The organism is Bacteroides sp. MSB163 (assembly GCF_036416795.1).
GTDB lineage: Bacteria > Bacteroidota > Bacteroidia > Bacteroidales > Bacteroidaceae > Bacteroides > Bacteroides maternus.
In genome coordinates, this window is sequence record NZ_CP143867.1 from 5,782,628 (window position 1) to 5,796,368 (window position 13,741).

General features: G+C 44.0%; 9 protein-coding genes. 2 read left to right on the top strand and 7 right to left on the bottom strand.

All coding sequences use genetic code 11. From position 1 onward, the window contains the following. From VYM24_RS22825 to VYM24_RS22850, 6 genes are all read right to left on the bottom strand, one after another. Positions 1 to 3,393: a TonB-dependent receptor gene (locus tag VYM24_RS22825; RefSeq protein ID WP_330940998.1), complete on the bottom strand. Its 3,393-nt coding sequence runs from the start codon at positions 3,391 to 3,393 to the stop codon at positions 1 to 3. Positions 3,394 to 3,791: 398 nt separating this feature from the next. Beyond that, positions 3,792 to 4,772, bottom strand: coding sequence for a FecR family protein (locus VYM24_RS22830; protein ID WP_330940999.1), 981 nt, complete (start codon positions 4,770 to 4,772; stop codon positions 3,792 to 3,794). A 96-nt stretch (positions 4,773 to 4,868) separates the two neighbouring features. After that, the gene (locus tag VYM24_RS22835) at positions 4,869 to 5,471 is read right to left on the bottom strand and encodes an RNA polymerase sigma-70 factor (protein WP_299092268.1); all 603 of its coding nucleotides are present in this window, start codon (positions 5,469 to 5,471) and stop codon (positions 4,869 to 4,871) included. Between the two features lie 126 nt (positions 5,472 to 5,597). Then, positions 5,598 to 6,257: a chloramphenicol acetyltransferase gene (locus tag VYM24_RS22840; RefSeq protein WP_299092266.1), complete on the bottom strand. Its 660-nt coding sequence runs from the start codon at positions 6,255 to 6,257 to the stop codon at positions 5,598 to 5,600. 58 nt (positions 6,258 to 6,315) lie between these two features. Further along, positions 6,316 to 8,373, bottom strand: coding sequence for a protein-disulfide reductase DsbD family protein (locus tag VYM24_RS22845; RefSeq protein WP_299092263.1), 2,058 nt, complete (start codon positions 8,371 to 8,373; stop codon positions 6,316 to 6,318). 44 nt (positions 8,374 to 8,417) lie between these two features. After that, positions 8,418 to 8,726, bottom strand: coding sequence for a Dabb family protein (locus tag VYM24_RS22850; RefSeq protein WP_007664136.1), 309 nt, complete (start codon positions 8,724 to 8,726; stop codon positions 8,418 to 8,420). Positions 8,727 to 8,826: 100 nt separating this feature from the next. On the opposite strand from VYM24_RS22850, the gene udk reads away from it, so the two are divergent. Together udk and VYM24_RS22860 are read left to right on the top strand one after the other, a co-directional pair. Next, the gene (gene udk, locus VYM24_RS22855; RefSeq protein ID WP_299092260.1) at positions 8,827 to 9,432 is read left to right on the top strand and encodes a uridine kinase; all 606 of its coding nucleotides are present in this window, start codon (positions 8,827 to 8,829) and stop codon (positions 9,430 to 9,432) included. 116 nt (positions 9,433 to 9,548) lie between these two features. After that, entirely contained in the window at positions 9,549 to 10,856 is a 1,308-nt protein-coding gene (locus tag VYM24_RS22860; RefSeq protein WP_007214588.1) for an MltF family protein, read from the top strand. A 73-nt stretch (positions 10,857 to 10,929) separates the two neighbouring features. On the opposite strand, the gene metH is transcribed toward VYM24_RS22860, so the two are convergent. After that, complete coding sequence (metH, locus tag VYM24_RS22865; protein WP_330941000.1) at positions 10,930 to 13,680, bottom strand: methionine synthase; 2,751 nt, start codon at positions 13,678 to 13,680, stop codon at positions 10,930 to 10,932. Positions 13,681 to 13,741 lie beyond the last annotated feature (61 nt).

Below are 13,741 nucleotides of genomic sequence, written 5' to 3' on the forward strand. Positions count from 1 at the left end.
TTAAAAATTCAAATTCATTCCAAGCGTATAAACACGACTGCGAGGAGTCACATTATTATCTATACCCGGTGTCAAACCTTTCTGTATATTCACTTCCGGATCATATCCGCTATATCCCGTCAAAGTGAACAGGTTACTACCGGAGAAGTACAGACGCAGACTCTTGACTCCCAGGCGGCTCAACCAACGTTGCGGAAATGTATATCCCACAGTCAGCGTACTCAGACGCAAGAATGAACCGTCTTCAATCAAATCGCTCATTGTGATACCCTGTGTAACGGACATCCAGGAATAAGTGGCGGCATTCTGATTTAATGCGGCCAATGCAACCGGATCACTGGAGACATTGACACCGGCATCATCCACATAGCGGAAACGGCGTGCCAAATTCATATTGGTAGACAGATTGGAATAGTTGCGACGAACAGCCGAATTCAAATAGAGTTTATTGACGTTGAATACATCAAAATCGCACATATAATTAAAGAATGCGGTAAAATCCAAGTTCTTCCAACTGCCGGAAAGGCCAAAACCGCCTGTTACTTTCGGATTCGTATTTCCAATGACCGTCATGTCTTCTTCCGTTATCAGGTCTGAGTCGGAGTCAGACAGTTTCTTGAACTTCATTGCTCCCGGTTTAAAGCTAAAGTTGCCTGAGCTGAATGAAGAATTATCCGGAACTCCCGGTTTCAAAGTCCACTTCTTCGTCGTTTCATCAAAATTAAAATCGTCAACCGTATAAAAACCATCATTCACAAAACCATAGATGAGTCCCATACTTTTGCCCACTTCCATTTTATAATTGTAGGTTCCATACCAGTTGGACAAGGAAGCTTTTGTTTTCCATTCCATCTCACCGGAAGAAAGCTTATCGACTTTGTTCTTATTAAAGGCCACATTGAAACTGGCAGACAGATTAAAGTTCTTTGTCTGGACGATTTTACCGTTCAATGAAAGCTCAACTCCCCTATTGGAAGTCCGGCCTACATTTGTCATCTGTCGCGAATAACCTGATGAATTAGGAATGATTGACGGCACCAGTAAATCTTTAGTTGTATTCCAGTATACATCGACTGTACCGGTTAAACGGTTTTTGAAGATACCGAAATCCAAACCAAGATTTCGTGTAATGGTAGTTTCCCATTTCAAATCAGGATCATACAAATAAGTCTGGTCAGCAAACTGATAGTAATTATATTCTTCATTATTGAAACCCGGAGCGCTCGATCCGCTATACACACGATAGATGTTATGCCACAAATCATCACTGATACGGTTGTTACCAGCCAACCCGTAACTTGCTCTCAGTTTCAGTTCCGAAATAAACTTGACCGATTTCATCCATTTCTCTTTGGAAAGCCTCCAAGCTATGGAACCGGCAGGAAACACGCCCCATTGTTTACCGGGTGCAAACTTCGTCGAGCCGTCTGCACGAAATGTAAAAGTGGCATAGTAAAGGCTTTTGTAGTCGTACAAGCCACGGCCAAAGAAAGAGGCTGTTCTGTCCGGAGCAGCTTTATAACTGGTACTCTGATGAGGAGTTCCCAATGCAAAGTTTTCAAGAGCTGCTTCTGCTGTAATGGAAACCGGGAAATAACGTGCACTCATAAAAGTATTGTTATTCTGCGAATGGTTTATTTCCTGTCCAAGCATCAGGTTTACATTATGGATTTTACGGAACAAATTGCGATAGGTCACTGTATTTGCCAGTCGATACGACTCTTTATGTGTTTTAGTACGCTTAGCCGAAGGCATATTATTCATTCCCGCAGCAGACGCTGTACCGGATAAAGCTCCATAAAACTGGTCATCATTCGAGTCCGTTGTGCTGATGCCATATTCGGAACGGAATTGCATTCCTTTAAACATATCCCACACCAAAGCTGCCTTAAGACTGATTGCAGATTCTTTCCTTTTTCTATAGTTCTGCTTATTTTCCTCCAATGGTGTATACTTCTGGTTTAAGGAATTACCATCTTCGTCCAAGTTCTCATCATCATCATCCGGATCAAGGGATGCGCCGGAAGTCAGTCCGTTTGTGGGACGAAAACGAAGAGCCGTGACAATGTTGGTTCCCGATGTACCTGCTCCGTCAATGGTACGGGTGCGATATGTGGCATTCGTCTCCAGTTTCAGGTTCCTGAACAGTTCATGGTTCAGCTTCAGAATAATATTGTTACGTGACAGACCGGAACCTATCAGCTGTCCTTCATCTTTATTACGGTTATAACTTAGATTAAATTTCGTCTTTTCACTACCACCGCTGATAGTCAGATTATAGTATTGTGAAATCGGATTGCCTCCCAATACTTCATCCTGCCAGTCGGTGGAATCCGTATATTTGTATAAGTCAATATCGTCATAATAGCCAAAATTCTTAATAAAGGTATCAGCCGATCCTTTACGTATCATCTGGTACTCGTACTCCGCCATCACAAATTCATAGTTGTCCATTACCGGCAACTTCCCTGCCAGTGTACGTGTCTGTACATAGCTATTGAACTGAACCGAGGTCTTACCCATTTTCGGGTTCTTCGTGGTTACAATGACTACGCCATTCGCACCTCTGGCACCGTAAACAGCAGTCATAGAAGCCTCTTTCAAGACATCAATAGACTCGATATCTGTAGGCGGAATACCACTCAAATCGTCAACCGGAAAGCCGTCGACCAGGAACAACGGTGAATTGTCCTGAGTGATTGATCCTCCACCACGTACACGAATACTGATTTCAGCATCCAATGCACCATCTGTTGTAGTAATCTGTACACCTGCCATCTTTCCTGCCAAGGCATCGGCCACAGAGGCAGAGGCTACTTTAGAAATAGATTCCGAGGAAACGGACGCAATAGATCCCGTCACATCACTACGGCGAATATTACCATATCCCAAGACTACAACCTCATCCAATAATTCGCTGTTTTCTTTTAATGTAATTTTAGCCAGTTCCTTACTGCCGGACTTTAGTTCAACAGTCTGGTAACCGATATAGGAAATTAAGATAGTAGCACCATCGGGAACATCATTCAACGTGTAATTTCCATCAAGATTAGTGGTTACACCATTAGTAGTGCCTTTCACCATTACAGTAGCACCAATTACCGATTCACCGGTTTCATCTACCACTGTTCCCTTTATAGTTCTTGTCTTCGACTTCAGGGCATCGTTCCCTATTTTTTGTTTGCCTACAGATATTGTATTATTATCCCTATTGAAAAACAAATTGGTTTGCTCCGTAATCTTGTCCAGAACAGTCTGTAGGGGACTATTCTTTACTTTGATAGATATGCGCGGAGCAGTATTCACAACATTTTGATCATAAAAGAATTTCAAGCCTGTCTGCTTGCCCAACTGAACAAAAACATTCTCTACTGTTTCATTCTGAACGTTCAACGTTACAGTTTTTTCCTTCTGAGCTTGCGCCTGATCAGGCATCAATGACAAGCATACGAATAGTAAAAAAGCTAAAAACGAATGTATATTTCTACTTTTCCTTTTGGAATTAGGAAGATTATTCATTTATTTGTGCGTTTTAGTAATTGATAAAATTAATTAGAACAAAGGAGTAATTCGCGATACATGATTCACGCGGGTCGAAACGAATGAATACCTGTTCGCATTACGAGATAGGGGCTTCTCTGTGAGACAGCTCCTATTTTTCTTAGAGGAGACACTAAGTGGGTGCTTTCATATTCTATATTCTCTTTTAATTAAAGGTTAAACATATTAATACTCACATATATTATAATACACATCCGTTTACCAGCCGGACGTATATCCATGCTTTTCTGCTACTTGAATAAGAAGATATGATTTCCTTCTTTTCTATACCGGATGCCACTGGTATATTCCATTGATTGGAGTACCGCCTCCAAACTTTTATTTTCATGTTCTCCGGAAATCAGGTTGTTGAACTCCTGTCCTTCCGCAAACGTAATGCGACAATTATACATGCGTTCAAGCTCTTTAGCCACATCGCGCACCGGAGTGCTGCTAAAACGTAATCCACCTTTGCGCCATACGGCAACATCACGTTCTTCGCACCGTTTGCTGTATTCACCGGAAAGTGTATTGATCAACACTTGTTCCTTAGCCTGCAAACGCATCATCGCTTCAGGCAGATCCACCTGTACTTTGCCACTTTCCACATCTACAGAAACAACTTCATCCGAAGAATAAGCTTTCACATCAAAGCAAGTTCCCAGAACCCTTACATCAAAACGGGCGGTCCTGACAATAAAAGGTTGCTTCTCGTTTCGTTGCACCTGAAAATAAGCTTCGCCTTCCAGTTCTATTTGCCGTTCATCTTCTACAAAACTGTTCGGATAGCGAACACGAGAACAGGAATTTAAGATCAGCTGTGTTCCATCCGGCAACCGGATTTGTCTGGATTCACCATAAGAGGTAGAGGCTTCCAAATAAGAAATCTGCCGTTTATCCATATAACCCAGTAGATTGATTCCCCCGAAAATGAGCAGTACAACAGCAGAAGCACTTGCCACCGTCAGGGCTATCCGCCGAAACCAGGTGCGTCTCTTATGCTCAATGCGTTTCAGCAACCGACCGGCTTCTTCCTTATATTTTTCACGCTCCATGCCGGTGGTGAACTCTTCCATAGCGGCTTCTTTCCAGACATCCGTTGCCAGTTCATCCAGCATTGGGGCATGAGTATCATCTTTCAGTCGGGATAATAATCCACGTGCCTCTTCCTGGGTGTACATATCGTCCAGATAGCGGCGCATTATAGATTTGTCTGTTACATCATTCTTCATTGTGCGGGCTCTTTTAGTATAAAGGTCATGAAAACTCTTCCTTTACATAGAGTAATACACAGTAAAGGAAAACATCTGGGGTGTGATTAACATTTATTATGTATTAAGGCAAATTAGCAGCAATAGCAAATCCACATATTCACTGCCTGAATACTTAATGAGATAGGTACGAATCAACTTAAGGGAGGTAGATATATGCTCCTGAACGGTGTTGACGGAGATGCCCAACTTATCTGCAATCTCTTTATGGGAGAGCTGTGCTTCACGACTCATCTCGAAAATCTCACGCTGGCGGGGAGTCAGCTGCTGCAAGGCATGGGAAATGAGGGATTTCAAATCATTCAGCATCACTTCACGTTTGGTATCTTCCGTATAATCCAATGCCTGTGAAAGAATGCTTTCCTTCAGTTTTTCCTCATTAGCGGCATTGCGCAACTGGTTCAGTATCCGGTTGCGCATAATGGTGTAAAGATAGGAAGAAAAGGAAGCATCGGGATTAATGAAACGGCGGCTTTGCCAAACTACAGTGAAAGCATCCTGAAAAACATCTTCTGCATACTCCCGCGATTTAAGAAAACGTATTGCAAAGTATATCAGACGGTTTTTATAAGTAGCATACAATTCACAAAAGGCGTCCTCATCCCCCTCTATCAAGCGGAGAATGAGTGAACGTTCTTCTGAGAAATTATCTGCACACATATAGCAATCTTTAGTTTTTTCAGGAAACAAAAGTTTAATAGATGCTGCAAACGTATGTAAAATCCGGGAAATAAAAAAGGGAAAAGATAAAATAAGAAAAAAGCATAGCTTACTTATTCTATCGATTTATTCCAGTGAAATCCGTTTCAGGTGCTCTTCTATCTTTTGAAAGAATGATGCCAGATGCGAACCATCTACAAAGGCATGATTTACATAAATGGATAAAGGAAATACCAGACGTCCCTCACGGGTTACCGCTTTACCGGAAGTCATCAAAGGGTAACTGCAACCATTGCCGGCCTCGGCCAGCGTATAAGTGGTGGCAGTGAAATACATTTTGGGGACAGCACTTAAATGCACTACGTCATAATCTCCCTGTTTTGCCAACTCCTCTTCGGCACCATAAGGATTGCCATCTTCGGGGATATTGGTTATCAACTCATACGCTTCGGCATAAAAGCGTTTGAAATCTTCGTGGTAAGGAATCCGAACCGTATAAAAAGTCTTTCCGGGAACAGCTATCGGAGAAATGATATCCACTTCATCATGAAAAATAACTTGTCCGTTCTTGTCGGTACGATAACGAAGTTCCGGAACTTCATTCGCCGAACGCACTACGGCATACAGATAATAGAGAAAAAAGGAATGGCCCGAGGCTCTCGCTGCGGCACTGGCTTCGGTACAATCAATCTCTGTGGTAATGGAATACCAGGAATTTACAAAGCCCCGGAAGAAATTGTAATTGTCCCGGCGCTCCCATGTCTCGATGTCTACAATATGTCTCATAAAGTTATTGATTAATGAAAAATGCCCGGTCGTATATATCAGCCGGGCATTCGTTCGTTTATTTTCCTTTCTTATAGTTTTCCAATCCTGTTTGCAGGAACTCGATATACTTAGGAATGTCCTCGTCATACGAATAAGATTTATTCAAAGGACGGCCTTCATTATCTATCAATACATAGAAGGGTTGTGCATTGGCACCGAATTTAACGCGTTGAAGATAACTCCACTTATCGCCTACTGTACGCAATGTACGTTCCCGGCCGTTTTCTGTCACTTTAACAGGTGAGGTCAACGGGGTTTTATTATCTACATAAAGTGTAATAAGTACGTAGTCGTTGTTGATAATGTCACTTACCTTAGAGTCTGTCCATACAGCAAGCTCCATCTTACGGCAGTTTACACAACCATAACCGGTGAAGTCGAGCATTACAGGTTTGCCATGCTGACGGGCATATTCCATACCCAAGTCGTAATCATCGAACTTGGCATGCACTTCATTATTATAGAGGTTAAAGTCCTGGGTCTGCATAGGCGGTGCAAAAGCACTGACCGCTTTCAACGGAGCACCCCACAAACCGGGAACCATATATACGGCAAATGCCAGCGAGAAGAGTGCCATAAAGAAACGGCCCACCCCCACTTTCGTATCATCATCATCGTGCGGGAACTTGATCTTGCCCAACAGGTAGAAGCCCAGTAAAGCAAACAGAACAATCCACAATGCCAGGAACGTTTCGCGGTCGAGGATGCGCCAGCCATAAGCCAGGTCGGCTACAGAAAGGAACTTCAGAGCGAAAGCCAGTTCCAGAAAACCGAGAGTAACCTTAATGACATTCATCCAACCGCCTGATTTCGGCATAGACTTCAGCCAGGACGGGAACAAGGCGAACAGTGTGAACGGCAATGCCAAAGCAATAGCAAACCCGAGCATACCGATAGCCGGAGCTACCACACTACCTGTTGTAGATACCTGTACCAGCAAGAAACCGATAATAGGACCTGTACATGAGAAAGACACCAGTGAAAGCGTGAATGCCATCAGGAAGATACTGAGCAAACCGCTTGTTGCTTCTGCCTTACTATCTACTGCGTTACTCCATTTAGAGGGCAGCGTCAGTTCGAAAGCTCCGAAGAAAGAAGCCGCAAACACCACCAGCATCAAACAGAAAAGAATATTAAACACAGCATTCGTGGAAAGTGCATTCAGCGCACTGGCACCGAAGATCAACGTAATGGCCAAACCTAAAGTTACGTAAATCACCACGATAGAAGCGCCATACGTCCAGGCATCTCGAATACCTTTCTTTTTATCTTTGGAACGTTTCAGGAAGAAACTTACAGTCATAGGGATAATAGGCCACACACAAGGCGTGAATAATGCCAACAGTCCACCGAGGAATCCGGTGATAAAGATATAAATCCATGACATGTCGTCCTGTGAAGTGGTTTCACCATAAGATTGCAGATCATTGATGACAGGTTTCCACAAGTCAATATTGCCTGCCACATTTATATCCGTCGGACCATCTGCACCACCTATGATGCCAATAGAAGCTGTATCCGCAGGTGTTTCAGTTTGAGAAGCAGGCTGAGTTTCCGTTTTCGTGTCCTCTGCCGGAGCTGTTACCTTTTCAGCAGGAGTTGCGGCTGCCGCACCTTTAGCGGCTTCTGCTTTACCTGAGAAATTAAACTCTACCTGCGTAGGAGGCAAGCAGTTTTCATCATTACAAGCACCGAATTCCAGAAAACCTTCAATCTTATAATCTCCTCCTGTGAGCTTCAGCTTCTGAACAAATTGTGCCGTAGACTCAAAATAGCGTACGTTCATCTCAAACAACTTATCATAAGAAGCTATTTCTTTTCCTTTCGGCTGCAACTTTCCTACAACTGTAGCACCGGAAATCTTCTCTATATTGAAGGTAGCCGAGATAGGACCACCGTCACCCAGGTCGGTAGAATATACATGCCACCCCTTATCGATAGTAGCGGTAAATACAATTTCCGCCTCTCCCGCTGCAAGCGTCTTCAGTTCCGACTTAAACTTGACGGGCTCCTGTATCTGCGCTTGTGCCACGACAGCAATCAGCAACAGACAAATGGATAATATTTTCTTCATACAATGATTTTAATTACGAGTTACGAATTACAAATTACGAATTGTCAATTGTCAATTGTTTCGTAGTCAACACAAGCGCGATTCTCCTTAACATCAGCAATCAGCTTGCCTGCTGCCACATGCTCGGGATGAGTAGCATAAAATTTCACGTCGTCCAGCGTATCAAATTCGCTGTAGAGGGCAATGCTCCAAGTTTCGCCGGGATTCATATTGAGTCCAACTTCTATCTTACGTATAACAGATATTTTAGCTGGTAAAGCCTCGATAGCGGCCTTGAATTCTTTCATTGCTGTCAGCTTTTTGTCAGCCGGAGCTTCGTCTTTTAATTTAAATAATACAATGTGTTTGACCATAACTTTGCAATTTTAATGATTTATCTATATATTTGTCAACCAAAGCGATTAATATTAACCGCAAAAATACTCGTTTTGTTTTAAATATACACTTAAACGGATGTTAATAATAGGAATTGCAGGCGGAACTGGCTCGGGAAAAACCACCGTCGTACGTAAAATCATTGAAAGCCTGCCGGCAGGCGAAGTGGTACTGTTACCGCAAGACTCTTACTATAAGGACAGTAGCCATGTACCTGTAGAAGAACGACAGAACATCAACTTTGACCACCCGGATGCTTTCGATTGGGGGCTTTTATCCAAACACGTAGCCATGCTGCGTGCAGGAAAAAGCATTGAACAACCCACCTACTCGTACCTTACTTGTACACGAGAGCCCGAAACGATTCATATCGAGCCACGGGAAGTAGTGATTATTGAAGGGATTCTTGCCCTGTGCGACAAGAAACTGCGCAGCATGATGGACCTCAAAATCTTTGTGGATGCTGATCCGGACGAACGTCTGATTCGTGTTATACAACGGGATGTAGTGGAGCGTGGACGTACGGCAGAAGCTGTTATGGAGCGGTATACCCGTATCTTGAAACCTATGCATCTGCAATTCATCGAACCGTGCAAACGATATGCGGATCTGATTATACCCGAAGGAGGAAATAATCAGGTGGCAATCGATATTCTGACGATGTATATAAAGAAGCATCTCTGATAAATGAACAACTGAGGCGTCTCAGTTATTTATATATTTGAATGAATAGAAGTATCTTAATATTCTTGCTATGTCTGTGCTGCCTGTCGGGGTGCGGAAATAAACGGCATGGTTCCATGCCCGATGAGGCTGTGGGCGATTTGCAACAGATAAAAGATAGCGGTGAACTCGTTGTACTGACGCTATACAGTTCTACTTCCTACTTCAACTATCGTGGCCAGGAAATGGGGTTCCAGTACGAGTTGAGTGAACAGTTTGCCAAAAGTCTCGGGGTAAAACTGCGCGTAGTGGTGGCAAGGAATGTACAGGGACTTATAAAAAAGTTACTGGCAGGCGAAGGAGACATCATTGCCTACAATGTCCCCATCACGAAGGAATTAAAAGATAGTCTGATCTATTGCGGTGAAGAGGTCATCACACACCAGGTTATTGTGCAACGCGCAGGCGGGAAGACAAAACCGCTGACGGATGTAACGGAACTGATAGGTAAGGATGTATATGTAAAGCCCGGGAAGTATTACGACCGCCTGGTAAATCTGGATAAAGAACTCGGTGGCGGCATCCATATCCACAAAGTGACTAATGACAGCATTTCAGTAGAGGACCTCATCACACAAGTATCCCAGGGAAAGATACCTTATACGGTAGCCGATAATGACGTAGCCAGACTTAACACTACGTATTACCCCAACCTGAATATTAAATTATCCATCAGTTTCGATCAAAGAGCTTCCTGGGCGGTGCGCAAGGATAGTCCGGAACTGGCAGCTGCCGCTAATAAATGGCATGAAGAAAATATGACTTCTCCCGCCTACACTGCCAGTATGAAGAGATATTTTGAGATCAGCAAAGCAACTCCACACACTTCTATCCTTTCACTTCGTGAGGGAAAAATCTCGCACTTCGACGAATTATTCAAAAAGTATGCTTCGGAAATAGACTGGGACTGGCGATTGCTTGCTTCTCTGGCATATACGGAGTCGAACTTTGATACGACTGCCGTTTCATGGGCCGGAGCCAAAGGGCTAATGCAACTGATGCCTGCTACAGCACGTGCAATGGGAATGCCTGAAGGAAAAGAACAGAATCCGGAAGAGAGTGTGAAAGCTGCCATAAAATATATCAATGCCACCAGTAAGAGTTTCTCTTCAGTACCGAAAGAGGAGCGGCTCAACTTCGTACTTGCTTCCTACAATTCGGGTATCGGCCACGTACAGGATGCAATGGCACTGGCTGAGAAATATGGAAAGAACAAATATGTCTGGAAAGACAATGTAGAAAACTTCATCTTATTGAAAAGCAATGAAGAATACTTCACCGACCCTGTCTGCAAAAACGGATACTTCCGTGGAATAGAGACATATAACTTTGTGAGGGATATTATGGGGAGGTATGAGACGTATAAGAAGAAGATAAAGAAGTGAAATATGAAGTATTAAGTATGAAATATGACAATGCAGTACATAGCGCAACTTCATACTTAATACCTAATACTTATTAAAAGAGTTCCAGCTTATTCTTCTGCGCCTCCTCCAACGAAACAGTCTTCGGTGCTTGCGTAACGCTCTTTTCACGCAACCGTTGATATTCTGATCTTAATTTTTCTTTTAATTCTTCTTTGGCTTTCGGATTCATCAAGCGGGCGGCTACCGTTGCATTCTGCGAGGCATCTTTCAGATGAACCACAGGAGCATGATAGACGGGAGCTATTTTCAATGCCGTATGCAGTCGGGAAGTAGTGGCGCCACCTATTAATAAAGGAATATCAGCACCTACCTTTTCCAGTTCCATAGCCACGTGTACCATTTCTTCCAATGATGGTGTTATCAGACCACTGAGTCCAATCATATCCACCTTTTCTTCCAAGGCACGCTGAACAATCGTTTCGGCAGGTACCATCACACCAAGGTCTATAATCTCATAACCATTGCAGGCCATGACCACAGAAACGATATTTTTGCCTATATCATGCACATCACCTTTCACCGTGGCAAGCAGGACTTTTCCGGCAGAGGTGGAACTTTCTTGTTTTTCCGCTTCAATTACAGGCTGAAGAATGGCAACGGCTTTCTTCATGGTACGGGCTGTTTTCACCACCTGGGGCAAAAACATTTTTCCGGCACCAAAGAGCTCACCTACATAGTTCATACCTGACATTAAAGGACCTTCGATGATATCCACTGCTTTCGGATAAAGTTTCAAGGCTTCTGCCAAGTCTTCCTCCAGATAGTCACCAATTCCTTTTGTCAAAGCATGTTTCAAGCGTTCTTCCACACTTGTTCCATTACGCCATGAAAGAGGAGCAACTTGTTTATCAGTGGCATTACCTTTCTGTTGTTCGGCAACTGCTTTCAGTTGTTCAGCAGTTTCTATCAAGCGTTCGGCAGCATCGGGACGACGGTTTAAAACCACATCCTCTATACGTTCCAATATATCGGCAGGGATGTCGGTATAAAGTACAGCCGTAGCCGGATTTACGATCCCCATATCCATTCCTTCACGGATGGCATGATAAAGGAACACCGCATGCATGGCTTCACGGATATAATTGTTGCCGCGGAAAGAGAATGAAAGGTTGCTAACGCCACCACTGACATGCGCACCCGGCAGATTCTTACGTATCCAACCGGTAGCCCGGATGAAGTCTACAGCATAATTATTATGTTCGTCCATACCCGTAGCTACGGCAAGGACGTTAGGGTCAAAGATAATATCATGAGGATTAAAGCCCACCTTCTCAACCAAAAGCTGATAAGCACGGGCACACACTTCAATCTTACGTTCGTATGTATCCGCCTGCCCTTTTTCATCAAAAGCCATTACTACGGTAGCCGCACCATATTGCCTGATCGTGCGGGCATGTTCCAGAAACTTTTCTTCTCCCTCTTTCAGAGAGATTGAATTCACGATGGACTTTCCTTGCAGGCATTTCAATCCGGCAACAATTACCTCCCATTTGGAAGAGTCAATCATCACAGGAACGCGGGCAATCTCCGGCTCAGAAGCAATCAGATTGAGGAAAGTAGTCATTTCAGCCTGTGCATCCAGCAGGCCGTCGTCCATATTTACATCCACCACCTGCGCCCCGTCTTCTACTTGCTGGCGGGCAATGCTGAGGGCTTCATCATATTTCTTTTCATTAACCAGACGCAGGAACTTGCGGGAACCGGCCACATTGCAGCGTTCTCCCACATTGATAAAGTTCTTCTCAGGAGTCACTTCCAACAATTCCAGGCCGGAAAGCCAAAGACTTTCGGGTTTCGGAGCAGGAACATGGGGAGCAGCACCGGCTATCAGGGCAGGATATTCGGCAATGTATGCATCGGTCGTACCACAGCAACCGCCAATGATGTTTATCAGCCCTTCCTGAATATACTCTTTCACTTCATGCGCCATATCGGCAGGCGTCTGGTCATATTGTCCCAGACTGTTGGGCAACCCCGCATTGGGGTATGCACTGATATAATAAGGAGCACGGGCAGCAAGCTGTTCCAGAAAAGGTTTCAACTGACGGGCGCCAAAGGAGCAGTTCAAACCTACCGAAAAGATATTGGCATGCTGAACTGAGGCAAGAAAAGCCTCCAAAGTCTGTCCCGACAGAGTACGTCCGCCTGTATCGGATACGGTAACGGACAGCATAACAGGAACTTGAACGCCTGTAGCCTCCATCGCCTCTTCCGCAGCAAAGATAGCTGCTTTGGCATTCAATGTATCGAATATGGTTTCTATCAGCAGAGCGTCTACTCCACCTTCCAGCAAGGCTTCCATCTGTTCCCGATAGGCATCGGCAAGTTCATCGTAAGTCAGCGCACGCATAGCCGGATTATTCACATCGGGACTCATGGAGCAAGTCTTATTGGTAGGTCCGATAGAGCCGGCTACAAAACGTGGTTTATCAGGTGTGGAAAATTCATCGGCTACTTCACGTGCCAGTTTAACGGCAGCCAGATTCATCTCACGTACATACTCCTGCACATGATAATCGGCCATACTGACACTGGTAGAACTAAACGTATTGGTTTCAATGATATCGGCACCTGCCATGAGATACTTACGGTGTATATCCTGTATCACATCAGGGCGCGTCAGGCAAAGCAGGTCATTGTTTCCTTTCATTTGCCCGGGGATGCCGGCAAAGCGCTCCCCCCTGAAGTCTTCCTCCGTTAAGTTGTACCGTTGTATCATGGTGCCCATAGCACCGTCTAAAATAAGGATGCGCTCACGCACCAACTTTTCAATAGAAACCATTTGTATTCAATGATAGAATGGTAATGTGATAAAGTGGTAAAGTGATATTACTCTATCACAT